Below are 21,211 nucleotides of genomic sequence, written 5' to 3'. Positions count from 1 at the left end.
GCGGGGGTAGGTCGATGCACGAGGACTACGTCGAGGCGGACAACGCGCGGGCGGCGGCGAAGATCGCCGACACCGAGCAGCGGGTGGTGGAGCGGCTGGCCCGCACCGGGCCGGTGCTGGGCAAGGCCTCCTCCGGCGACGGCGCGGTCAGCGTGACCGTGGCGCCCGGCGGGGAGGTCCAGCAGGTCCGGATCGACCCGAGGGCACTGCAGATGGGCTCCGCGCAGCTGGCCGCCGAGGTGCTCAAGCAGGCCCAGCGGGCCACCAGGGACGCGGCCGGGCGGCTGCACCGGTCCCTGCACGGGGTGCTGGACGCGCGTGCCGCCGACGGGCTGAGCGCGCTGGGCATGGCGCCGCAGCCGGTGGCCGACGATGATGACGAGGATGGCGGGTCTTTCCTGCGGAGGACGCGATGAGCGAGCCGTACCAGCCCGATGAGACCCGCGAGGCCGAGGACCGGCTTGAGGCCAGTCAGCGGCTGGCGGCGGACATGGCCAGGGTCATCGGCCAGGCGCGCAGCCAGGACGGCCTGGTCGCGGCCACGGTGAACGCCAGCGGTGAGCTGGTGCAGCTGTGGCTGGACCCGGCCGCGGTGAACCTGGGCGCGGACCGGCTCGGCCAGGCGATCACCGAGACCGCGCGGCAGGCCGCCGAGTTCGCCGTGCAGCGCTCCTACAACGTGCTCGCCCGCGCGCTGGGCGATGAGTTCACCGCGGTGGTGGAAGCCGTCGGCGGCACCGTGCCCGCCCGCGCGGCAGGCTGGGACAGCGCCGCGGTGACCGGCCCGGCGGCCACGACCGGCAGGCAGGCGGCGCAGCCGGAGGAGGACGAGGACGTGTTCTCCTTCGACCTGTCGAGCCTTCGCTCGGACCGGTGATCCAGCACCCGTGGTGAACCCGTAGGCTGCGGCCGAATCCGTCGGCGACCCGGAGGCAGGGAATGGCTCAGGACATCGTCCCCATCGAGCTCGGTCTTCCGCAGGGTGACCTGGTCACACTGTGGGCGCCGAAATGGCGTGAGGACGGCGAGGAGTGGGAGGCCTTCCTCGGCCACGGGGAGGACCTCTACGGCTTCGCCGACGCCGCGCACCTGGCCGCCTACCTGCGCAAGGCCACCGAGCACGACCTCACCGACCACCCGGCCTGGGCGCAGGTGCCCGGCCTGCACGCCGGTGAGCTGATCCCGGACGACGAGCGCCGCTACGACCTGGTCGGCGTGCCCGAGCTGGTCGCCGAGGAGCCGGACACCTGGACCATCGGCGAGCTGGCCGAGACGGTGGCCATCGTGCGCTCGCTGGCCGAGGTGTGCGAGCTGGAGGCCGTGCACGAGGTGCTGGACTCCGCGGACGGGTTCGCGCTGCTCAACCAGGGCACCTACCCGTTCCAGGGCCGCGACGGCGAGGCCCGCTGGAACGACCTGGCCAGGGTGGTCATCGACGAGTGGGACAAGGTCCTGGACGCGATCGACGCCGTGGTCACCCAGCCCGAGGTGGACGAGGCCGCGCTGACCGTGGCCCAGGCCGAGCTGGACGAGCTGGAGACCGAGGAAGAGGACGCCGCGGAGGGCGAGGAGACCGAGGTCGAGGAGGAGCCGACCGGCTTCTGGGCCGAGGTCGGCATCGACCCGATCAAGATCATCACCTCCGTCGGCGAGCACTACACGCTGCGCTGCTACCTCGATGACAAGCCGGTGTTCCTCGGCTCGGAGGGCCGGATCGACGTCTTCGGCTCGCCGCGCGCGCTGGCCCGCTTCCTGGCCACCGGCGAGGGCGACTCGGCCGAGGACCACGACAACGACCTGGCCGCCGTGGTCACCTGGGAGGACGTGGTGGCCGCGGCCACCAACGGCGAGCTGGAGATCGAGGTCGAGCAGGACAACACCTACGTGCTGACCGGCCTGGCCGAGGACCTGGCTGGCGGGGTCGAGCAGGTCGACCCGTACCAGCTGGAGCTGGCCGTCGAGCTGATCACCGACGCGGCGCAGTGGGCTGGCGACGACTCGGTGGAGAAGGCGCTGGCCAAGTCGGAGAGCCTGGGCTGGCTGGTCTCCTTCGTGGTCCGGCCGGACCCGAACCGGCTGGCGCCGAGCGCCCCGTTCACCGCCGAGGTGGAGTCCTGGGAGAAGCTGGTCGCCGGCTTCGAGGAACGCCTGCGCGCGCACTGAACCCCTTGTGCACAGCGGGGCCGCACCGGATCGCCGGTGCGGCCCCGCTGTCGTCGCGGCTCAGGCCTGGAGCGCGGCGTAGCCCGGCTTGATCACGTCGTTGATGATCGCCAGGCGCTCGTCGAAGCCGATGAAGGCGGACTTCATCGCGTTGACGGTGAACCACTGCAGGTCGGCCCAGCTGTAGCCGAAGGCTTCCACCAGCGCGGCCATCTCACTCGACATCGAGCAGTGGCTCATCAGCCGGTTGTCGGTGTTGACCGTGACCCGGAAGCGCAGCCGGTGCAGCAGGCCGATCGGGTGCTCGGCGATGGAGGCCGCGGCGCCGGTCTGCAGGTTGGAGCTGGGGCACATCTCCAGCGGGATGCGCCGGTCGCGGACGTAGGCGGCGAGGCGGCCCAGGTGCACGGTGCCGTCCTCCTCCACCTTGATGTCGTCCACGATCCGCACGCCGTGGCCGAGCCGCTCGGCGCCGCAGTGCTGGAGGGCCTCCCAGATCGACGGCAGGCCGAAGGCCTCACCGGCGTGGATGGTGAAGTGCGCGTTCTGCTGGCGCAGGTACTCGAAGGCGTCCAGGTTGCGGGTGGGCGGGAAGCCCGCCTCTGGCCCGGCGATGTCGAAGCCGACCACACCGGCGTCGCGGTAGCGGACGGCCAGCTCGGCGATCTCCAGCGAGCGGGCGTTCTGCCGCATCGCGCACAGCAGGGTGCCGATCCGGACCTTCTTGCCGCGGGCGGCCGCGGTGGCCTCGCCCTGCCGGAAGCCCTCCTGCACCGCCTCGACGATCTGCTCGAGGGCCAGGCCGCCCTCGGTGAACAGCTCGGGGGCGTAGCGGACCTCGGCGTAGACCACACCGTCGTCGGCGAGGTCCTCGGCGGCCTCGGCGGCCACCCGGACGATCGCGTCGGTGTTCTGCATGACGCCGACGGTGTGCGCGAAGGTCTCGAGGTAGCGGACCAGGGAGCCGGAGTCGGCGGCCTCGGCGAACCAGTCGCCGAGCTCAGCGGCGTCCGTGGTGGGCAGGTTGGCGTAGCCGCCGGCGTCGGCCAGGTCGATGACGGTCTGCGGTCGCAAGCCGCCATCGAGGTGGTCGTGCAGAAGCACCTTCGGTGCGGTGCGGATGGTTTCCAGAGTCACCGGGGTTGACATGGCGACACGGTACCCGCACCCACACACGTGAACCGGCGCTCGGTCGGTAGGTCGACCGGCGTGTTGCCGGGCCGTTCCGGAGAGCGAGCGCTATGATCATCTGACTTGTGCGACTAGTGGCAAGTCCACTCTGTCGGATGGTTCTGAGGCGTCGTTGTGGCTGCATTGCCACGCAACGTCGATCATGGTCGGGGATGCATGTAGCTCGAATGGGGAACGCGGTTCTGCGCTGAGCAACCACTGAAGATCAAACCACTGGCGTTTCCTGCAGCCAGTCACCCGAATGGCGTACTCCTAGCCAACTTCCGCCGAAGTTCGGCCGGGGGGCGGTGAACAACAACTCGGGCGACTGGCTAGAGTCGCGTCCGTCGGTCCCCTCCCTTCGACGAAGGTCCCTGCCGTGAGCGAGAACAACCACTCCACAATGTCTTTCGATCGGATGCGCAACACACTGATTCGCGCAGCCGAGATCCGTGAGAGCGAACAGCAGCAGATCTTCGACGCGCTGGACGAGATCCACGCTCGACTCTCGCCGCTGGAGTCGCTCGGCTCGGTGCGCAAGCGCCTCTCCGAGCTGCCCGATCGCACCGAGGTCAGCGTGCTGGCCGAGCGGCTGGACGAGACCCTCGCCCGGCTGGAGGCCCAGGACGGCGCCATCGCCGGTCTCGGCCGCGCGGTGGAGAGCCTGGTCGACAAGCTGGCCAAGCCCTTCGCCCAGCTGGACGGCCGCCTGGACGGCGTGGCCGGCCGCTTCGAGGGTGTCCAGGGCAAGATGGACGGCCTCGAGGACAAGCTGTCCAACATCCACAAGCGACTTGACGACCTCGGCGGCAATGTCGAGCGGCACCTGGACAAGCAGGACGCCCGCCTGGAGTCGCTGCCCGCCGCGATCACCAACCCGGTGCGCGAGCGCGTCGAGGCGCTGGAGACCGTGTTGCGCGGCCGGATCGACGAGGTGGACGAGGGCGTGCACGAGCACCTCGACGGCACCCGCGAGGCGCTGCAGCGCTCGCTGACCGAGAGCACCGACAACCTGCGCGGCCTGATCGCCGAGGGCACCGACACCCTGCGCAGCTCGATCAACGAGGGCACCGACACCCTGCGCAGCTCGATCGACAACGGCAACAACTCGCTGCGCGGCGCGATCACCGAGGGCACCAACACCCTGCGGACCAGCATCACCGAGGGCAACACCGGCCTGCGCAACAGCATCAACGACGGCAACAACAGCCTGCACAACGCGCTGTCCTCGGCCCGCGACGAGCAGAACGAGAAGCTGGACGACCTGCTCTCCCGGCCCGCGGTCGACCCGACCGAGCGCCTGCAGAGCCTGGCCGAGCGCCTGGAAGCCCTCAACGCCCGCCTGGAGCAGGTCGGCGGCCGCATCGACGAGGTCGAGGACAACGTCTCCGGCCGCCTGGGCGACCTGGACGGCAACGTCAAGCAGGGCCTGAACCGGGTCACCGGCGCGGTCACCGAGCGCCCGGACACCGACGCCCTGCTCGGCCTGGTCCGCCAGGCGAACCAGGAGTCCGACCAGCGCCACGCCGGCCAGCTGGACGAGGCCATGGCCACCTTCGCCGAGCTGATCCTCGGCGGCGGCGCGCCCACCCCGCCCCCGCCGCCCGCGGTGATGCCGCGGCAGCAGCGCCGCAGCCGCGCCAAGAGCTCCGGCAAGTCCCGCGACGCGGAGAAGTCCGTCGACCCAGACGGCGTAGACGTCGACATCGACAGCTGACCCAGCACCGCCCACAGCGCCCCGGGAGCCCAGGCTTCCGGGGCGCTGTGCTGTGGAGGCAAGGACCACGCCGGTCCCGCCAGCGCGGGGCGACTGGGCCGGGGACGGAAAATCGGGCCGGAGCGAGGAAAAGGCTGCGACAGCACCGGACCGCGACTGCCGAGCACCGGCATCGACACCGGGCCACAATGCGCACTGCCACCCCGCACCGCGCCACAAGACGCTGCGCGCCACACGCCAGACCATCGGGCGCCGGACCACCGAGCATCGGACCACCGGGCCGCGGGCCGCGAGCCGCGAGCCGCGAGCCGCGAGCCGCGAGCCGCGAGCCGCGAGCCGCGAGCCGCGAGGACCATCGCAGAGCCGCGAGCCGTCGGGCGGCCCATTGCCCGGTGGCGCGGAGCGCGGGCGATCGGGTTGCCGGGGCTGTCCTGCGGTGCGACCGGGCGCCCCACCGTCGCGGGGCTACCAGGACGGGACGTACAGCCAGTCCACCTGAGTGATCGTGCCCTGGTCGTCGACGGTGACGTCGAAGCCCTCGTCGCGTTGTTTGGGCGGGATTCGGGCGAGGTCGATGAGGAATGTCCGCTCTGTGCTCGCCTTGCCCTTGGCGCTCACGATCCGGGAATTCCGGGCCGGCGGCAGCTCGGAATAGGGACCGCCCTGGGTGGTCGTCTCGAAGCTTTGCACGAAGTGCTTGCCGGATGTCGCCGCGACCGCGAGGGCGAGAATGCCGGGGACAATGCGCATGGTCCGGTAGACGTGTGCCGCTCGGGCCAGTCGCGGTCTCGGTGGTTCAGCCGCGCAGGGTGTCCAGGAGCAGGGGCTTGGTTTCGGGGGCCGATTCGGCGATGCGGTAACCGCCGTCCAGGGCGGCGAGTGCGGCGGGAATGGCGTCCTCGGTGTTGGTGTGCAGTTCCAGCAGGGGCTGGCCCTTGGTGACCCGGTCGCCGGGTTTGGCGTGGCAGAGGATGCCCGCGGCGTGCTGCACGGGGTCTTCCTTGCGGGCCCGGCCCGCGCCCAGGCGCCAGGCTGCGACGCCGACGGCGTAGGCGTCCAGCTCGGCCAACACGCCGTCCTCCTGGGCCTCGACCAGGTGCACGTGCGCGGGGGTGGGCAGAGGGGCCTCGGGGTTGCCGCCCTGGGCGCTGATCATGCGGGACCAGGTCTCGTAGGCCTGGCCGGAGGCGAGGACCGGGGCCGGGTCGGTGTCGACGCCGGCCAGTGCGAGCATCTCGCGGGCCAGGGCGATGGTCAGCTCGGTGACGTCGGCCGGGCCGTTGCCCTTGAGCACCTCGACGGACTCGGCCACCTCCACCGCGTTGCCGACCGCGCGGCCCAGCGGGACGGACATGTCGGTGAGCAGGGCGCTGATGTTGAGGCCGTTGGCCTTGCCGATGGCGACCAGGGCCTCGGCCAGGCGGCGGGCGTCGGCCTCGGTCTTCATGAACGCGCCGGTGCCGGACTTGACGTCGAGCACCAGGGACTGGGCGCCCTCGGCGATCTTCTTGCTCATGATCGAGCTGGCGATCAGCGGGATGGCCTCGACCGTGCCGGTGACATCGCGCAGCGCGTACAGCTTGCGGTCGGCCGGCGCCAGGCCCTCGGTGGCCGCGCAGACCACCGCGCCGACCGAGTTCAGCTGGGCGGTGATCTCCGCGGTGGACAGGTTCGCCCGCCAGCCGGGGATGGACTCCAGCTTGTCCAGGGTGCCGCCGGTGTGGCCGAGGCCCCGGCCGGAGAGCTGCGGCACGGCCGCGCCGCAGGCCGCGACCAGCGGGGCCAGCGGCAGGGTGATCTTGTCGCCGACGCCGCCGGTGGAGTGCTTGTCCACCGTGGGCCTGGTGACCGCGGACAGGTCCAGGTGCTCGCCGGAGGCCACCATGGCGGCGGTCCAGCGGGCGGTCTCCTCGGCGGTCATGCCGTTCAGGAAGATCGCCATGGCCAGGGCGGACATCTGCTCGTCGGCCACCGCGCCCCGGGTGTAGGCGTCGATCACCCAGTCGATCTGGGCGTCGGTCAATCGATTTCCGTCCCGCTTGGCGCGGATCACGTCAATGGCGTTGTGACTCATGCTGGCGGCTCCGGCAGCTGGTCGGGTCCGAAGGCATCCGGCAGGACCTCGCTCATCGGCAGGATCCCGCGCGGGGTGTCGAGCAGGCAGTCCGGGCCGCCCAGCTCGTAGAGCACCTGACGGCAGCGGCCGCAGGGCATCAGCAGCTCGCCGGCGCCGGAGCGGCAGGTCACCGCGATGAAGCGGCCGCCGCCGGTCAGGCGGAGCTGCCCGGCCATCGTGCACTCGGCGCACAGGCCGAGGCCGTAGGAGGCGTTCTCCACGTTGCAGCCGGTGACGATCCGGCCGTCGTCGCAGACGGCCGCCGAGCCCACCTGCAACCCCGAGTAGGGGCAGTAGGCGTGCCCGGCGGCCTTGACCGCGGTCTCGCGCAGCAGTTCCCAGTCCACAGTGGACATTGTCAGCCGCGCCGGTACTCGACGCCGTTCGCCGCCGGTGGCCGCAGTCGCTGCGCGGACACCGCCAGCACCACCAGCGTCACCAGGTGCGGCAGGTAGGTGGTCAGCTGGCTGGGCAGCTCGTCGAAGGACCAGTACACCCAGTACAGGATCAGCGCGCCGGAGACGGTCACCGCGGTGGCCACCCAGCGCCGCCGCCACAGCTGCACCACGACCACCACGCCCAGCGCCAGCACCGCCGCGTACAGCAGCGCGAGCACCGCGCCGCCGCCGCTGCGCAGCTGCAACCCGTCCGCGTAGCCGAACAGCGCGGCGCCGCCGAGCAGGCCGGTGGGCCGCCAGTTGCCGAAGATCAGCGCGGCCAGGCCGATGTAGCCCCGGCCGTTCGTCTGGTTCTCCAGGTAACCGGCCTGGCCGGGGTTGAGCAGCAGCGCCGCCCCGCCCAGCCCGGCCAGCGCGCCGGAGATGATCACTGCGGCGTACTTGTGCAGGTAGACGTTGACGCCCAGCGACTCGGCGGCCACCGGGTTCTCCCCGCAGGAGCGCAACCGCAGGCCGAACCGGCTGCGCCAGAGCACCAGGTAGGTGACCGGCACCAGCACCAGGGCCAGCATGGTCAGCGGGGACACGTGCGTGACCAGGCCGCGCAGGATGCCGGCCACGTCGGAGATGCCGACCCGCTGCTCGTTCTCCAGCGCGGCCAGCCAGTCGCCGATCGGCTGCAGCGAGAAGGTGTCGAACTTGGGCACCGGCGGCGACTCGCGCGGGTTGTTCGACACCGGCAGGAACAGCAGCGTGGACAGGTACTTGGTCACGCCCGCGCCCAGCAGGTTGATCGCCACACCGGAGACGATGTGGTTGACCCCGAAGGTCACCGTGGCGATGGCGTGCAGCAGGCCGCCCAGCGCGCCGAAGACCGCGGCCGAGACCAGCCCGGCCCACGGGCCCCACTGGTAACCGGCCCAGGCGCCGCCCCAGGTGCCGAGGATCATCATGCCCTCGAGGCCGATGTTGACCACGCCCGCGCGTTCGGACCAGAGCCCGCCGAGCCCGGCCAGCAGGATCGGCATGGCCAGCAGCACCGCGGTCTGGAAGGTGCCGGAGGAGGTCAGCTGCGGCACACCGGTCAGGTAGGAGGCGGTGGACAGCGCGACGATCGCCGCGGCCACCAGCAGCAGGCCGGTGCCCCAGCTGGGCAGCTTGCGCTGCTGCGGCCCGGACAGGAAGGCCGAGCTCCCTGGGTGTTGAGGGAGCAGGCTCGTCACGCTGGCGCCCTGTGTCGATGATTCGTCCCTGCTAGCAGGACTCATGCCGCCACCTCGTCCGTCGTGCCGAGCTGCTGCCCGACCTTGCGTTGTTCGGCCGCCAGGGTGATCCGCCGGACCACCTCGTAAGCCACCACCACCGACAGCACGATCGAGCCCTGCATGATGGTCACGATCTCCTTGGGCACGCCCACGTTCTCCAGCGCGACCGAGGACTTGTCCAGGAAGGCCCACAGCAGCGCGCCGAAGGCGATGCCGACCGGGTGGTTGCGGCCCAGCAGCGCCACCGCGATACCGGTGAAGCCGTAGGCGGCCGGGAAGTTCAGCGTGTAGGTGTAGTCCCGGCCGAGCAGCTCCGGCATCGCGACCAGGCCGGCGATACCGCCGGAGAGCAGCATCGCGACCAGGATCATCTTCTTCGCGTTGACCCCGCCCGCGGTGGCCGCGGTGGCCGACTCGCCGGAGGCGCGCAGCTCGAAGCCGAACCGGGTGCGGTTCATCAGCACCCAGTAGCCGGCCCCGGCCAGCACCGCGAGCACGACCAGGCCGAAGACCGTGCCGGCCTCGCCCAGGGACAGGCCGGGCACCCGGCCGGACTCGGCCACCAGCGGCGTGCCCAGGTTGTTGCCGCGCAGCTCGCCGAAGACCGAGTCCTGGATCAGGTACGCGGCGATGCCGGTGGCCACCGCGTTGAGCATGATCGTGGAGATGACCTCGTTCACCCCGCGGGTGATCTTGAGGATGGCCGGGATGGCCGCCCACAGCGCGCCCACCAGCACGGCGACCACCAGGACGAACAGCGTGTGCAGCACCGGCGGCAGCACGACCGAGCCACCGGCCACCATCGCGATGATCGCGGCGATCTTGTACTGGCCCTCGACGCCGATGTTGAACAGCTTCATCTGGAAGCCGATGGCCACCGCGAGCGCGGCCAGGTAGTAGGTGCTGCCGGTGTTGACGATGTCCACCGCGGTGGTGCCCCGGCCGACCTGGGCGATCATCGCGGCGAAGGCCTCCAGCGGGTTGCCGCCGGAGATCATCAGCGCGATCGAGCACAGCAGCAGGGCCGCGGCGATCGCCAGCAGCGGGGGCAGCAGGACAGCGCGGGCGTTCAGCTTCACCGCTCGTCCCCTTCCGGTGCGCCGGCGGCCGCCTCGCCGCCGGTCATGGCCGCACCGAGGTCCTCGGGCGTCACCACGTTCGGGTCGGCGTCGGCCACCAGGCGTCCGCGCGACATGACCTTGATCGAGTCGGAGAGCCCGATCAGCTCGTCCAGGTCGGCCGAGATCAGCAGCACGGCCAGGCCGTTGGCCCGCGCGGTGCGGATCTGCTCCCAGATCACCGCCTGCGCGCCCACGTCCACGCCCCTGGTCGGGTGTGAGGCGATGAGCAGCACCGGGTCCCCGGAGAGCTCGCGGCCGACCACGAGCTTCTGCTGGTTGCCGCCGGAAAGCGCGGCCGCGGGCACCTCGATGCCGGGGGTGCGCACGTCGAACTGCTCGACGATCCGCCGGGTGTCCTCCCGCGCGCCCTCCAGGTCCAGCCAGCGGCCGCGGACCACCGGGCGGCGGGTCTGGTAGCCGAGGATGCGGTTGGCCCACAGGGTCTGGGTGAGCAGCAGGCCCTGCCGGTGCCGGTCCTCGGGCACGTACCCGATCCCGGCCTCCCGCCTGGCCAGCGTGGACTCCTTGGTGATGTCCGCGCCGCCGAGGGCGACCGAGCCACTGTCGATCTTGCGAACGCCCATCACGGCCTCGACCAGCTCGGTCTGGCCGTTGCCCTCCACGCCCGCGATGCCCAGCACCTCGCCCGCGTGCACGGTCAGGGTGATGTGGTCCAGGACCGGCCGCTGCCCGCCGTCGGCGCACAGCCGCACCTCGGTGAGGGTGAGCACCGGGCGGTCGGTGACGGTGGACTCGCGGGTCTCCGGGCTGGGCAGCTCGCTGCCGACCATCAGCTCGCCGAGCTGGCGGGAGGTGACGGTCTTGGGGTCTGCAGTGCCGACCGTGCTGCCGCGGCGGATCACGGTGAGGCTGTCCGCGATGGCCCTGACCTCGTCCAGCTTGTGCGAGATGAACAGGAACGTGTAGCCCTGCTCGCGCATGCCGCGCAGGGTGACGAACAGCTCGTCGACCTCCTGCGGCACCAGCACCGCGGTGGGCTCGTCCAGGATGACGATCTTCGCGCCGCGGTAGAGGACCTTGAGGATCTCCACCCGCTGCCGGTCGGCCACGCCGAGGTACTCCACCGGCACGTCCGGGCTGACGTGCAGCCCGGTCTGCCCGGCCAGCTCGGCGATCCGCTTGCGCGCCTTGGCCCCGATGCCGTGCAGCGCCTCGGCGCCCAGCACCACGTTCTCCAGCACGGTGAGGTTGTCGGCGAGCATGAAGTGCTGGTGCACCATGCCGATGCCGGCCTTGATCGCATCCGCGGGTGAGCGGAAGTGCACCTGCTCGCCGTTGACCTCGATCGTGCCCTCGTCCGGCTGCTGCATGCCGTAGAGGATCTTCATCAGCGTGGACTTGCCCGCGCCGTTCTCCCCGCACAGCGCGTGCACCTCGCCCCGCGCCACGCTCAGGTGCACGTCGGAGTTGGCGATCACGCCGGGGAAGCGTTTGGTGATGCCGGCAAGCCGGACCGCGGTCGGCGAGTGCTGGGCGGCATCCGGGGAACTGCTCATCTTCGAGGTCTCCCAGTGGTGGCGGCTAACGCGCGATGGGCCTGGGAATGCGGCCCAGGCCCATCGCGTGTTGTTGCTTGCTCAGCTGCTCGGCTTGTCCGAGACCTTGATCTGACCGGACACGATCGCGGCCTTGTAGGCGTCCAGCGTGCCCTTGATGTCGTCGATCTTGCCGCCGCTGATGGAGTAGCCGACGCCGTCCACGCTCAGGTCGAAGACCTTCGGCAGGGTGGTCAGGTCGTTCTTGGCGGAGGCGGCGATGTAGTCGTAGACGGCCACGTCGACCCGCTTGAGCACCGAGGAGATGATGATGTCCTTGGAGTCCGCGACGGTGGTCTGCTTGTACTGGTCGGAGTCCACCCCGATGGCCAGCGCGCCCCGGGACTTGGCCGCGCTGAACACGCCCTTACCGGAGCCGCCCGCGGCCTGGTAGAGCACGTCCGCGCCGCCGTCGATCAGACCGTCCGAGGCGACCTTGCCCTTGTTCGGGTCGTTGAAGCCGGAGAGGTCACCCGCCGGGGTGAGGTACTTCTTCTCGACCTTGATGTTCGGCGCGGCGGCCTTGGCGCCCTGGTAGAAGCCGGCCTCGAACTTCTGGATCAGCGGCACGTTCACGCCGCCGACGAAGCCGACCGAGCACTTCTTGCTCTTGTAGGCGGCGATCACGCCGGCCAGGAAGGAGCCCTGCTCCTCGGCGAAGAGCAGCGGGGTGACGTTCTTCGCGCCCTCCACGCCCGCGTCCACGATGGCGAAGCGGGTGTTCGGGAACTGCGCGGCGACCACCTTGAGCGCGTCGGCGTAGGCGAAGCCGATCGCGATGACCGGGTTGTAGCCCTCGCTGGCCAGCTGGCGCAGGCGGCTGGACTTGACGTCCTCGGTGTCGCCCGCGGCGGCCGAGGCCTCCTTGACGTTGCTCTTCTGCAGGCCAAGCTCGGCGATCGCGCGGTCGACACCCGCGGCGGCGGCGTCGTTGAACGACGCGTCGCCCCGGCCGCCGATGTCGAAGGTCAGGCCGACCTTGAGCGCCTTGGCGTCGGGCTTGGTCCCGGTCGTGCTGCTGCTGGTGGACCCGGCCGGGGCAGCGGGCGGGGCCGCCTTCTCGCACCCGTTGCCCGTGGCGTTGCCCCCAGGGGCGCCGCCCGGTCCGCTGTCCTTCGCGCACGCGACCAGCGACAGGACGCTGGTGATCGCGACCGCGGCCACCGCGGCGTTTCGCATCCGACGCACGGCTCTCGTCTCCTTCACATGGCCTCGCCGAACAGCCTCGCGACTGCCCGACACAACCCCCGGCTCCATCGACAGGGGCGTCTTACAAACGCCGAACCGTACCCGCCGGTATGGCGCCCTCCGCAGGCAGTCTGCCCGACGTGACCGAATTGTTGGGCGCTCCATCCACAGGCCGCCCCGTTCGCGCCGAGAGTTCGCGCGCGCGAGTTACGCGCGCGTTGCGACGTGCGCGCGACTCCCCCCATCAGGCTGTCTCGTCGATCACAGCGGGCTACGCCAAGTGGGTCGTGCAGCGCCTACACGGCTAGCATCCCGTGGGTCAAGGCCCCCGGTACCCGAACACCGGTAGCCAGAGATCCAGCAATGACGTTGGAGGCCGTCCACCATGGCCAGCACTGAGGCCGCGGCAACCCAGCAGCGGGGTTCCCGCGGCGGTGGGAAGCTGTACCGGGGAGACCTGGGGATGTGGTCGTGGGTCGCCCACCGGATCACCGGGGTGCTCACGTTCTTCTTCCTGTTCGTGCACGTCCTGGACACCGCGCTGGTGCGGGTGTCGCCGGAGGCGTACGACAAGGTCATCGCGACCTACAAGGAACCGTTCTTCGTCCTGTTCGAGCTGGGCCTGGTCGCCGCGGTGCTCTTCCACGCGCTCAACGGCATCCGGGTCATGCTGGTCGACTTCTGGGGCAAGGGCCCGCGCTACCAGCGCCCGATGATGTGGACCGTGCTGGTCATCTGGGCCGCGCTGATGATCCCGGGCTCCTACCACCTGCTGGCCAAGGCCTACAGCATGCTGATGGGCGGGATGTGAGATGAGCGCTGACATGAGCCTGTCCGCCCCCGACCTGGCCCCGCCGCGGCACCCGCGCCGCAAGCAGGCCCGCCGGAGCAACTTCGAGCTGGCCAGCTGGCTGTTCATGCGACTGTCCGGCCTGGTGCTGGTGTTCCTGGTGCTCGGCCACCTGCTGATCATGCTGTTCCTGGACGGCGGTGTGCACAAGGTCAACTTCGCCTTCGTGGCCGGCCGCTGGGCCTCGCCGTTCTGGCAGTTCTGGGACCTGTCCATGCTGTGGCTGGCCATGCTGCACGGCGGCAACGGCATGCGCACGATCATCAACGACTACTCGCGCAAGGACAGCACCCGCTTCTGGCTGACCATGCTGCTGTACGTGTCCGTGATCCTGACAGTCGCGCTCGGCACGTTCGTGATCTTCACCTTCACCCCGAACTTCGGCTGAGCGAGGCTCCCACCATGCAGTTCCACAAGTACGACGTCGTCATCGTCGGCGCTGGTGGCGCCGGGATGCGGGCCGCGATCGAGTCCGGCCAGCGGGCTCGCACCGCGGTGCTGACCAAGCTCTACCCGACCCGGTCGCACACCGGCGCGGCCCAGGGCGGCATGTGTGCCGCGCTGGCCAACGTCGAGGAGGACAACTGGGAGTGGCACACCTTCGACACGGTCAAGGGTGGCGACTACCTGGTTGACCAGGACGCCGCGGAGATCATGGCCAAGGAGGCCATCGACGCGGTGCTCGACCTGGAGAAGATGGGCCTGCCGTTCAACCGCACGCCCGAGGGCCGGATCGACCAGCGCCGCTTCGGCGGGCACACCCGCAACCACGGCGAGGCCGCGGTGCGCAGGGCCTGCTACGCCGCGGACCGCACCGGCCACATGATCCTGCAGACGCTGTACCAGAACTGCGTGAAGCACGGGATCGAGTTCTTCAACGAGTTCTACGTGCTCGACATCTGCCTGACCGAGACCGAGAACGGCCCGGTCTGCTCCGGCGCGGTGGCGCTGGAGCTGGCCACCGGCGAGATCCACGTCTTCCAGGCCAAGTCGGTGGTCTTCGCCTCCGGCGGGTTCGGCAAGGTCTTCAAGACCACCTCCAACGCGCACACCCTCACCGGCGACGGCATGGGCATCGTCTTCCGCAAGGGCCTGCCGCTGGAGGACATGGAGTTCTACCAGTTCCACCCGACCGGTCTGGCCGGCCTGGGCATCCTGCTCACCGAGGGCGCCCGCGGCGAGGGCGGCATCCTGCGCAACGCCTCCGGCGAGCGGTTCATGGAGCGCTACGCGCCCACCATCAAGGACCTCGCGCCGCGGGACATGGTCGCCCGCGCGATGGCCACCGAGGTGCGCGAGGGCCGCGGCGCGGGCCCGCACAAGGACTACGTCTACCTCGACCTGACCCACCTGGGCGCCGAGGTGCTGGACGCGAAGCTGCCGGACATCACCGAGTTCTCCCGCACCTACCTCGGCATCGACCCGGTGACCGAGCAGGTGCCGGTGTACCCGACCGCGCACTACGCGATGGGCGGCATCCCGACCAAGATCACCGGCGAGGTGCTGCGGGACAACGACAACGTGGTCCCCGGCCTCTACGCCGCCGGTGAGTGCGCCTGCGTGTCCGTGCACGGCGCGAACCGGCTGGGCACCAACTCGCTGCTGGACATCAACGTCTTCGGCCGCCGCGCGGGCATCGCCGCCGCGGAGTACGCCAAGACGGTCGAGCACACCGAGCTGCCGGCCAACCCGGCCGCGCTGGTGGAGAGCATGGTCTCGACCATGCTGGAGTCCACCGGCGGCGAGCGGGTGGCCGACATCCGCGGCGAGCTGCAGACCACGATGGACCTCAACGCCTCGGTCTACCGCACCGAGGAGACGCTCAAGCAGGCCCTGCACGACGTGCAGGCGCTCAAGGAGCGGTACGCGGGCGTGGCGATCCAGGACAAGGGCAAGCGGTTCAACACCGACCTGCTGGAAGCGGTCGAGCTGGGCTTCCTGCTGGAGCTGGCCGAGGTGCTGGTGCAGGGCGCGCTCAACCGCAAGGAGTCCCGCGGCGGGCACGCCCGCGAGGACTACCAGCAGCGGGACGACGTGAACTTCCTGCGGCACACCATGGCCTACAAGCACGGTGACGGCCTGACCGCGGACATCCGCCTGGACTACAAGCCCGTCACCATCACCCGTTACCAGCCGATGGAGCGCAAGTACTGATGACCGCGACTGCTGAGGCCCCCGCGGCTGGTTCCCGCGGCGCCCTTCCCCCCGCCCCCGAGGGGTCCACGCTCGTCACCGTCCGGATCCGCCGGTTCACCCCGGAGACCGACGCGGAGCCGCGCTGGGAGTCCTTCTCGGTGCCCGCGCTGCCCACCGATCGAGTGCTCAACCTGATGCACTACATCAAGTGGTACGTGGACGGGTCGCTGACCTTCCGCCGCTCCTGCGCGCACGGCGTGTGCGGCTCGGACGCGATGCGGATCAACGGCGTGAACCGGCTGGCCTGCAAGGTCCTGGTCAAGGACCTGATGGCGAAGAAGGGCAAGCCGACCACGATCACCCTGGAGCCGATCAAGGGCCTGCCCGTCCACAAGGACCTCCTGGTGGACATGGAGCCCTTCTTCGAGGCCTTCCGCGCGGTCAAGCCGTACCTGATCAACTACGGCCAGGACCCGACCAAGGAGCGCATCCAGTCCGCGGCCGACCGCGAGCGCTTCGACGACACCACCAAGTGCATCCTGTGCGCCTGCTGCACCACCAGCTGCCCGGTGTACTGGGTGGAGGGCTCCTACTTCGGCCCGGCCGCGATCGTGAACGCGCACCGGTTCATCTTCGACAGCCGGGACGAGGCCGCCGAGGAGCGCCTGGACATCCTCAACGACGTCGACGGCGTCTGGCGCTGCCGCACCACGTTCAACTGCACCGACGCCTGCCCGCGTGGCATCCAGGTCACCAAGGCGATCCAGGAAGTGAAGCGAGCGCTGCTGTTCCGCCGCTGAGCTCACCCAGCTGAACGAGAACCGGCGTGCGATCCGCACGCCGGTTCTCTTCGTTTCAGGGCCGGGTCACCGCCAGAAGACCGCGACACCCACGTTCAGCACGGTCAGCGCCGCCAGCGTCGGCACCATCCAGCTAGCGATCTTCTGCTTGCTCAGGTTCGCCGCGACCAGCGCGCCGATGACGATCAGCACCAGCAGCTTCACGCCGATCTTGATGTTGTCCACGTCCCGGCCGAGCGGGTACTGGATGCCGACCAGGGCGACGCCGGTGACCAGCTGCAGCAGCACGCCGTGCAGCCAGCCCTTGTTCAGCGGGCCGTCCTTGGCGGTCTTGAGCTGGAGCAGGATCATCCCGACCAGCATGGCCATGCCGAGCAGGTGCAGGAAAACCAGGACAAGCCGCACGAACTCCACGGCGGTCTCCTTCGTGGTGGGACGAATTCAGCAGTTCTTCAGATCAGGATGCCGTAGTCTGCCTACGTATGGCACGGAACCCGCGCCAGCCCATGACACCGATCACAGTTCCGAGCACCAGGGACGTGACGACCAGCACCAGGTGCACGGTGAAGAAGCCGGTCGGTGAGCCGTCCGGCGCCCAGGAACGAGCGTCCCGGGAGATGTTCACCAGGAACGTCGGCCAGATCCACCAGGTCCAGACGGCGAAGGCCAACAGGAACAGCGAGGCACGGCGGGACAGCGTCACCACCGCAGTATCCGGTGGGCCGAATACCGTTCCCGGGCTGGGGTGGCTAGCCTGCCCTTGTGCCTTCTACCGCCCACCGCCCCGCAACGGCGCTGGTCGCCTCTGTCTGCGCGCTGCTGGCTGCCGCGGTGCTGAGCGCTCCGGTCGTGCAGGCCCAGCCGTCGAAGACCCCGGGCAACACGTCGCCGACCTCGTCCAGCCAGGCTGCCTCCTGCCCGGACCGCAGTGTCCCGCCGCCCGCGGTGGACATGTCCGAGCAGCCCAAACCCGGCAAGACCGCGCCCGGCCCGCTGCCGGTGCCGGCCAAGCCGGTCGGCGGCCCCCGCCTGTACGAGTGCGGGGTGATCCCGCCCAACGGCGTGGCCGCCCCGCCAGGGCTGAACCTCGTCAACGCCCAGTCCTGGCTGATCGCCGACCTGAACTCGGGTGCGGTCATCGCGGCCAAGGACCCGCACGCCCGGCACCGCCCGGCCTCCATCATCAAGGTGCTGACCGCGCTGGTCGCCCTGAAGGAGCTGGACCCCTCGACGGTGATCACCGGCGAGAAGTCCGACACCGAGCAGGAGGGCAGCAAGGTCGGGATCGGGGTCGGTGGCAAGTACACCGTCAAGGACCTGATCACCGGCATGATGTTGGACTCCGGCAACGACGCCGCGCACGCGCTCTCCCGCAAGCTCGGCGGCGTGGAGGAGACGGTGCGCAAGATGAACCAGCTGGCCCGCCAGCTGGGCGCGCTGGACACCCGCGCGGCCACCCCGTCCGGCCTGGACGGCCCCGGCATGTCCACCTCGGCCTACGACCAGGCGGTCATCTTCAAGGCCGCGCTGAAGAACCCCGAGTTCGCCAAGGCGGTCGCCACCAAGTCGATGAACTTCCCCGGCTTCGCGGGCAAGCCGGCGTTCCGGGTGAACAACGACAACCAGCTGCTGACCGCCTACGCCGGCGCGATCGGCGGCAAGACCGGCTTCACCGACGACGCCAGGCACACCTTCATCGGCGCCGCGGAGAAGAGCGGCCGTCGCCTGGTCGCGGTCTTGATCAGGGCGGAGAAGGCGACGAACATGGCGCCCTACCAGCAGGCGGCCAAGCTGCTGGAGTACGGCTTCAGCCTGAAGCCCTCGACCGAGCCGATCGGCCAGCTGGTGGAGCGGGCGCCCGCGGAGACCGCGTCCAGCGGCGACGGCGGCGCGGCCCAGGCCAAGCAGGACGGCAACAACGGCATCAACGTGCCGGAGAACCCCTCGGCCGCGCCGATCACCCCGTTCGGCACGGTCGGCCTGCCGCTGACCATCGCGGCGGGCGTGTTCGTGCTCATCTTCGCCTTCCTGTACGTGCGGAAGAAGCGCGCGAAGGCCGCGGCCAAGGCCAGAGCCGCCGCCGCGGCGGTCTGAGCGGCCCGCTGACGCGTTGAGCTGACTGTGCCGCCCTCCCCTGGCCGGGAGGGCGGCACAGTGCTTTTCCGGGCTCTCCGCCTCAGTCCCGGCGGGAGCGGAACAGGGCGCGCAGCAGCAGTCCGGCGGCGGCGCCGATGCCCAGCAGGGTCGCGGTCTGCCGGGGCGCGGGTCCGCTGCGGACCTCCACCACCGGCCGGATCACCGCGGGCGGCGGCGGCTGGACCGGCTCGGGTTGCCGGTTCTCCCGCGCGGTGGCGGTCCAGGCGGTGACGAAGAGCAGGAAGCGCGAGACCAGGTAGATGAAGACCAGCAGGCCCAGCAGCGAACCGAAGGCCGCGCCCGCCGGCGAGGCGCTGATGCTGCGCAGGTAGATGCCGCCGACCTGCTTGAGCAGCTCGAAACCGATGGCCGCGGCCAGCGCGCCCTTGATCGCGCTGCGCACGGTGACCCGCTTGCGCGGCAACCAGGCCAGCACCCACAGGAACACACCCCAGTTGGCCGCCACGGACAGCAGCAGGCCGAGGCCGATGAACAGCACCTTGGGCAGGCCCTGGTTGTGCAGGCCGACCAGCTCCAGCAGATCCTCGGCGAAGGCCTGCACCACGGTGGTCAGGCCGAAGCTGAGCACCAGGGCCAGGCCGAGGGTGATCAGGGCGAGGAAGTCGACCACGTAGGTGCGCACGATCGGCAGGTCCTCGCGGGCCTGCCCCCACTGCGCGGTGATCGCGTCCCGCAGGTTGGTCATCCAGCCGATGCCGGAGTACAGCGCGACCGCCAGACCGGTGATGCCGACCGCGTACCGCTGCTTGATGGCCTGGTCCACCGCCAGGGTCAGCGTCTCGCTGAGCGCCTTGTCCGGCACCGCCGCGGCCAGCTCGTTCTTGACCTGTTCGAGCAGCTCGAGGTTGCCGGAGAGCACCAGGCCGGCGGCGGCGAAGGCGACCATGAGCACCGGCACCAGTGACAGCACGCTGAAGTAGGTGATCGCGGCCGCGTAGTGGTCGCCGTAGCGCTCCTGGTAGCGCAGGGCGGACCGGATCAGGTGGTCCAGCCAGGGAAATCGCTGACGCTGCCTGGTGAACCAGGAGGGCTGGTCGGTGCTCACCCCGGAAAGCTAACCGGGGCGAGCCACCGTCGCTTGATCAACTCACCCTGGCGGCGGAGTCAGCCCCCGAGCGGAAGGAACCCGACCTTCTTGTACACCTTGGCCAGCGTCCGGCTCGCCACGTGCCTGGCCCGCTCCGCGCCGCGCTGCATGATCTTGTCCAGCTCGGCCTTGTCGTCCAGGTAGGCCTTGACCTTGCTCTGGATCGGGGTCACCCAGTTCACCACGACCTCGCCGAGGTCGGACTTGAAGTCCCCGTAGCCCTTGCCCGCGTACTCCGCCTCCAGCTCGGCGACCGGCTTGCCGGTGAGCGAGGAGTAGATGGTGAGCAGGTTGGAGATGCCCGCCTTGTGCTCGGTGTCGAAGCGGATCTCCCGCTCGGTGTCGGTGACCGCGGAGCGGATCTTCTTCGCCGAGGCCTTCGGGTCGGCCAGCAGCTCGATCACGCCAGCCGGGACCGACTTGCTCATCTTGGCCGTCGGGTCCTGCAGGTCGTAGATCTTGGCGGTGCCCTTGACGATGTGCGCTTCCGGCACGGTGAACGTCGGGCTGTACCGGGAGTTGAACCGGTTGGCCAGGTCGCGGGTCAGCTCCAGGTGCTGGCGCTGGTCCTCGCCCACCGGGACCCGGTTTGCCTGGTAGAGCAGGATGTCCGCGGCCTGCAGGATCGGGTAGGTGAACAGCCCGACGCTGACGTGCTCGGCGGCCTGGCGGGCGGACTTGTCCTTGAACTGGGTCATCCGCCCGGCCTCGCCGAAGCCGGTCAGGCACTGCATCACCCAGCCGAGCTGGGCGTGCTCGGGCACGTGGCTCTGCACGAACAGGGTGGCGCGCTCCGGGTCGATGCCCAGGGCGAGCAGCTGGGCCACCGAGACGCGGGTGCGCTGGCGCAGCTGGGCCGGGTTCTGCTCGACCGTGATCGCGTGCAGGTCGACGACGCAGTAGAAGGCGTCGTGGTCGTCCTGCAGGGCCACCCACTGCCGCAGCGCACCGAGGTAGTTGCCGAGGTGGAAGGAGTCGGCGGTGGGCTGGATTCCGGAGAGCACCCTGGGCCGGGGCTCGGTCACGGGGGCGGACGCGTCGGTTGGCACGCCTGGATTCTCTCAGGTGCCGCGACCGGCGTTCGCGCTACGGGTTGATTCGCTCGTTCGCCGGGTCGACCTTGGTCTGCCCGCGCAGGCCGCGCACCACGCCGGCGACCATGCCGCCGACGCCGAGGGCCACCGCGACGATCGGCACCAGGCCGGTGGTGCCGACGGTGGCGACGGCCGCCTGGGCGGTCTCGCCTGCGCTGGCGACTCCGGAGGCGAGAAGACCGGTTGCCGGGACGGCCACGAGCGTGGTGACCACGCGCTGACCGGCACGAGCGGTGCGGCTGCTCACGAGCGTTCCTCCCAATGCACGGTTTAACCCGTTCGAGTGAGGGTACCTGTGGTTCTGCGGGGAAAAGCTACCGAACGTGTCAACCCGCTCATATTTGCCGCCGGTTGCACCTTCGTTACCGGTGGAAGAGTAGCGGGCTGGTGACA

22 protein-coding genes are annotated in these 21,211 nt (G+C 70.3%); 9 read left to right on the top strand and 13 right to left on the bottom strand.

The annotated features are described in order from the left end of the window. Positions 1 to 14: 14 nt before the first annotated feature. The 3 genes from M8C13_RS41090 (at position 15) to M8C13_RS41080 (ending at position 2,163) form a co-directional block, all read left to right on the top strand. On the top strand, positions 15 to 416 hold the full coding sequence (locus tag M8C13_RS41090) for a YbaB/EbfC family nucleoid-associated protein (protein WP_252486245.1): 402 nt from the start codon (positions 15 to 17) through the stop codon (positions 414 to 416). Next, positions 413 to 877 (top strand): YbaB/EbfC family nucleoid-associated protein, encoded by a 465-nt coding sequence (locus tag M8C13_RS41085; RefSeq protein ID WP_252486244.1) that lies wholly within the window; start codon positions 413 to 415, stop codon positions 875 to 877. Before M8C13_RS41090 ends, M8C13_RS41085 begins: the two co-directional genes overlap by 4 nt. Before the next feature lie 62 nt (positions 878 to 939). Next, on the top strand, positions 940 to 2,163 hold the full coding sequence (locus M8C13_RS41080; protein ID WP_252486243.1) for a primosomal protein: 1,224 nt from the start codon (positions 940 to 942) through the stop codon (positions 2,161 to 2,163). A gap of 60 nt (positions 2,164 to 2,223) precedes the next feature. Here the strand turns inward: M8C13_RS41080 and M8C13_RS41075 are convergent, their stop codons facing one another. Further along, positions 2,224 to 3,312: an adenosine deaminase gene (locus M8C13_RS41075; protein ID WP_252486242.1), complete on the bottom strand. Its 1,089-nt coding sequence runs from the start codon at positions 3,310 to 3,312 to the stop codon at positions 2,224 to 2,226. Positions 3,313 to 3,751: 439 nt separating this feature from the next. On the opposite strand from M8C13_RS41075, the gene M8C13_RS41070 reads away from it, so the two are divergent. Further along, positions 3,752 to 5,050, top strand: a complete 1,299-nt coding sequence (locus M8C13_RS41070) for a hypothetical protein (protein WP_252486241.1) — start codon at positions 3,752 to 3,754, stop codon at positions 5,048 to 5,050. Between the two features lie 465 nt (positions 5,051 to 5,515). On the opposite strand, the gene M8C13_RS41065 is transcribed toward M8C13_RS41070, so the two are convergent. The 7 genes from M8C13_RS41065 to M8C13_RS41035 form a co-directional block, all read right to left on the bottom strand. After that, positions 5,516 to 5,800 (bottom strand): hypothetical protein, encoded by a 285-nt coding sequence (locus M8C13_RS41065; RefSeq protein WP_252486240.1) that lies wholly within the window; start codon positions 5,798 to 5,800, stop codon positions 5,516 to 5,518. Between the two features lie 46 nt (positions 5,801 to 5,846). Continuing rightward, positions 5,847 to 7,124: a thymidine phosphorylase gene (locus tag M8C13_RS41060; RefSeq protein ID WP_252486239.1), complete on the bottom strand. Its 1,278-nt coding sequence runs from the start codon at positions 7,122 to 7,124 to the stop codon at positions 5,847 to 5,849. Next, on the bottom strand, positions 7,121 to 7,522 hold the full coding sequence (locus M8C13_RS41055) for a cytidine deaminase (protein ID WP_252486238.1): 402 nt from the start codon (positions 7,520 to 7,522) through the stop codon (positions 7,121 to 7,123). The genes M8C13_RS41060 and M8C13_RS41055 overlap by 4 nt, the downstream gene beginning before the upstream one ends. 2 nt (positions 7,523 to 7,524) lie before the next feature. Continuing rightward, a complete protein-coding gene (locus M8C13_RS41050; protein WP_374213340.1) occupies positions 7,525 to 8,721 on the bottom strand; it encodes an ABC transporter permease in 1,197 nt (398 codons plus the stop codon). A 107-nt stretch (positions 8,722 to 8,828) separates the two neighbouring features. Further along, on the bottom strand, positions 8,829 to 9,902 hold the full coding sequence (locus M8C13_RS41045; RefSeq protein ID WP_252486259.1) for an ABC transporter permease: 1,074 nt from the start codon (positions 9,900 to 9,902) through the stop codon (positions 8,829 to 8,831). A gap of 2 nt (positions 9,903 to 9,904) precedes the next feature. Beyond that, on the bottom strand, positions 9,905 to 11,467 hold the full coding sequence (locus tag M8C13_RS41040; protein ID WP_252486236.1) for an ABC transporter ATP-binding protein: 1,563 nt from the start codon (positions 11,465 to 11,467) through the stop codon (positions 9,905 to 9,907). 81 nt (positions 11,468 to 11,548) lie between these two features. Next, complete coding sequence (locus M8C13_RS41035) at positions 11,549 to 12,685, bottom strand: BMP family protein (protein ID WP_252486258.1); 1,137 nt, start codon at positions 12,683 to 12,685, stop codon at positions 11,549 to 11,551. A gap of 394 nt (positions 12,686 to 13,079) precedes the next feature. Here M8C13_RS41035 and sdhC point away from each other — a divergent pair, with 394 nt between their 5' ends. From sdhC to M8C13_RS41015, 4 genes are read left to right on the top strand one after another with little or no spacing between them, the layout of a single operon-like run. Continuing rightward, positions 13,080 to 13,505 carry a succinate dehydrogenase, cytochrome b556 subunit gene (gene sdhC / locus M8C13_RS41030; RefSeq protein WP_252486235.1) on the top strand — a complete coding sequence of 142 codons (426 nt, stop codon included), beginning with the start codon at positions 13,080 to 13,082 and terminating at the stop codon, positions 13,503 to 13,505. Position 13,506: 1 nt separating this feature from the next. Further along, entirely contained in the window at positions 13,507 to 13,932 is a 426-nt protein-coding gene (locus M8C13_RS41025) for a succinate dehydrogenase hydrophobic membrane anchor subunit (protein WP_374213335.1), read from the top strand. Between the two features lie 14 nt (positions 13,933 to 13,946). Further along, complete coding sequence (gene sdhA, locus M8C13_RS41020) at positions 13,947 to 15,698, top strand: succinate dehydrogenase flavoprotein subunit (RefSeq protein ID WP_252486234.1); 1,752 nt, start codon at positions 13,947 to 13,949, stop codon at positions 15,696 to 15,698. Then, entirely contained in the window at positions 15,698 to 16,480 is a 783-nt protein-coding gene (locus M8C13_RS41015) for a succinate dehydrogenase iron-sulfur subunit (RefSeq protein ID WP_252486233.1), read from the top strand. The genes sdhA and M8C13_RS41015 overlap by 1 nt, the downstream gene beginning before the upstream one ends. Before the next feature lie 66 nt (positions 16,481 to 16,546). Here M8C13_RS41015 and M8C13_RS41010 read toward each other — a convergent pair whose 3' ends face one another. Together M8C13_RS41010 and M8C13_RS41005 are read right to left on the bottom strand one after the other, a co-directional pair. Next, entirely contained in the window at positions 16,547 to 16,894 is a 348-nt protein-coding gene (locus tag M8C13_RS41010) for a hypothetical protein (protein ID WP_252486232.1), read from the bottom strand. 43 nt (positions 16,895 to 16,937) lie between these two features. Beyond that, positions 16,938 to 17,183: an SCO4848 family membrane protein gene (locus tag M8C13_RS41005; protein WP_252486231.1), complete on the bottom strand. Its 246-nt coding sequence runs from the start codon at positions 17,181 to 17,183 to the stop codon at positions 16,938 to 16,940. Positions 17,184 to 17,242: 59 nt separating this feature from the next. Here M8C13_RS41005 and M8C13_RS41000 point away from each other — a divergent pair, with 59 nt between their 5' ends. Next, positions 17,243 to 18,574, top strand: coding sequence for a D-alanyl-D-alanine carboxypeptidase family protein (locus tag M8C13_RS41000; protein ID WP_252486230.1), 1,332 nt, complete (start codon positions 17,243 to 17,245; stop codon positions 18,572 to 18,574). Between the two features lie 82 nt (positions 18,575 to 18,656). Here the strand turns inward: M8C13_RS41000 and yhjD are convergent, their stop codons facing one another. The 3 genes from yhjD to M8C13_RS40985 are packed head-to-tail and all read right to left on the bottom strand — an operon-like array spanning position 18,657 to position 21,065. Then, complete coding sequence (gene yhjD, locus M8C13_RS40995; RefSeq protein WP_252486229.1) at positions 18,657 to 19,682, bottom strand: inner membrane protein YhjD; 1,026 nt, start codon at positions 19,680 to 19,682, stop codon at positions 18,657 to 18,659. 59 nt (positions 19,683 to 19,741) lie between these two features. Next, positions 19,742 to 20,773, bottom strand: coding sequence for a tryptophan--tRNA ligase (gene trpS, locus M8C13_RS40990; protein WP_252486228.1), 1,032 nt, complete (start codon positions 20,771 to 20,773; stop codon positions 19,742 to 19,744). 37 nt (positions 20,774 to 20,810) lie between these two features. Continuing rightward, positions 20,811 to 21,065 (bottom strand): hypothetical protein, encoded by a 255-nt coding sequence (locus M8C13_RS40985; protein WP_252486227.1) that lies wholly within the window; start codon positions 21,063 to 21,065, stop codon positions 20,811 to 20,813. Between the last annotated feature and the right edge of the window lie 146 nt (positions 21,066 to 21,211).

The organism is Crossiella sp. SN42 (genome assembly GCF_023897065.1).
Classification (GTDB): Bacteria; Actinomycetota; Actinomycetes; order Mycobacteriales; family Pseudonocardiaceae; genus Crossiella.
Note: the sequence above shows the minus strand (reverse complement) of the source record. Positions and strands in the feature narration are given on the sequence as shown.